2 protein-coding genes and 1 pseudogene are annotated in these 1,460 nt (G+C 62.5%); 2 read left to right on the top strand and 1 reads right to left on the bottom strand.

The genetic code is table 11. From position 1 onward, the window contains the following. Nucleotides 1–254: site-specific integrase (locus COA17_RS18570; protein ID WP_483881756.1), on the top strand; the 254-nt coding region annotated here is incomplete at its 5' end. After that, entirely contained in the window at nt 251–1,267 is a 1,017-nt protein-coding gene (locus COA17_RS18565; RefSeq protein WP_046764436.1) for a tyrosine-type recombinase/integrase, read from the top strand. The genes COA17_RS18570 and COA17_RS18565, both read left to right, overlap by 4 nt. Here the strand turns inward: COA17_RS18565 and COA17_RS19785 are convergent. After that, nucleotides 1,257–1,460: pseudogene (locus COA17_RS19785) on the bottom strand (hypothetical protein); the annotation flags it as partial. The gene COA17_RS18565 and the pseudogene COA17_RS19785 sit on opposite strands and share 11 nt — an antisense overlap.

Genomic DNA, 1,460 nt, shown 5'->3' with positions numbered 1-1,460 from the left:
GGCAGCTCGGATATCGTGGACCAACCGGTACGGCGGGCATGCGACTCCACGATCTGCGGCACACCTTCGCTGTCCGTTCCCTTGAGTCCTGCCCACCTGACAGGGAGGCCATCGCTCACCACATGGCCGGTCTCAGTGTCTATCTGGGGCACGCGTCGGTCGCCAACACGTACTGGTATCTCGAGGCCACTCCGGTGCTGCTGCGCGACATTGCGGCTGCGAGCGAGCAGCTTTACCGGGGAGAGGCGGCATGACGGCGCTCGCTCCGCATCTCTCGGCATACCTGCGTGAGCATCTGCCACGCGAACGTGCTGTCAGCCCGCACACAATGAAGACTTATGCCAACTGCTTCGTCCTCCTCGTTCAGTTCGCTGCCGATCGGCTGAAGCGTCGGCCGACCGATCTTGAGATCGAGGATCTCGGCCCCGACATGATCATGGCTTTCCTGGACCATGTCGAGACCGGGCGCGGCAGCTGTGTGCGGACCCGCAATGGCAGGCTCGCCGCGATCCGGTCCTTCTTCCGGTACATCGAGTATCGGATTCCGGCCTGCCTGGATCTGGCCCTCCGCGTCAGATCGATCCCGACCAAGAAGACCGACAAGGCGCTGATCGACTACCTCGACCGGGCCGAGATCAAGGCTTTGCTCGATGCCCCGGATCCCCGGACACGCCTTGGCACCCGCGATCGCGCGATGCTGCATCTGGCCTATGCCGGCGGGCTGAGAGTGTCGGAACTCGTAACGCTGCAGCTGCGCGATTTCCCGGACCGCTCCCTGTCCACCGTGCACATCATGGGCAAGGGTCGGCGTGAACGGGTCCTGCCGCTCTGGAAAGAGACCCAGTTCGTATTGCGCGCGTGGCTTGCGATACGGCCCGACGCGCAAGCTGCCGAGATATTCCTCAATGCCAACGGGCAGCCCATGACCCGCGACGGATTTGCGTTCCGTTTGGCCGAGCACGTCAAGACCGCGGCAACGAAGCAGCCGTCGATCCTTGGCAAGCGGGTTACGCCGCACGTGCTGCGGCATTCCTGTGCGATGCACACGCTCGCGGCGACCGGGGACATTCGCAAGGTTGCATTGTGGCTCGGCCACGCCAGCATCCAGAGCACCGAGACCTATTTGCGCGCCGATCCCGAGGAGAAGCTGCAAATCCTCGCGGCTCACGGCGCACCCGCCATCAGGCCCGGGCGCTTCAAGCCGCAAAGCGACGATCTACTATCAATGCTTCAGGAAATACGTGCAGGAGGTCATGTCAAAATTTGACACAGGTCCGCATCGCAGTTCGAAGCGCCAGTGGCGCTCCCGCCAACAAAGCTTCGCCTTCGAGGCGGCCGTTGATGCGTAGCATAACCGAACCGTTTTGACGGAGAAGCATCGGAATGAGTTGGGAACCAGTGAGGTTGGCCTGCCAAAACGTGCTCTGAGCGTTCGCGCGGCCGGTCGGAATGTCAATTAA

Source organism: Sphingomonas ginsenosidimutans, from assembly GCF_002374835.1.
In the GTDB taxonomy this organism is placed as follows: domain Bacteria; phylum Pseudomonadota; class Alphaproteobacteria; order Sphingomonadales; family Sphingomonadaceae; genus Sphingomonas; species Sphingomonas ginsenosidimutans.
Note: the sequence above shows the minus strand (reverse complement) of the source record. Positions and strands in the feature narration are given on the sequence as shown.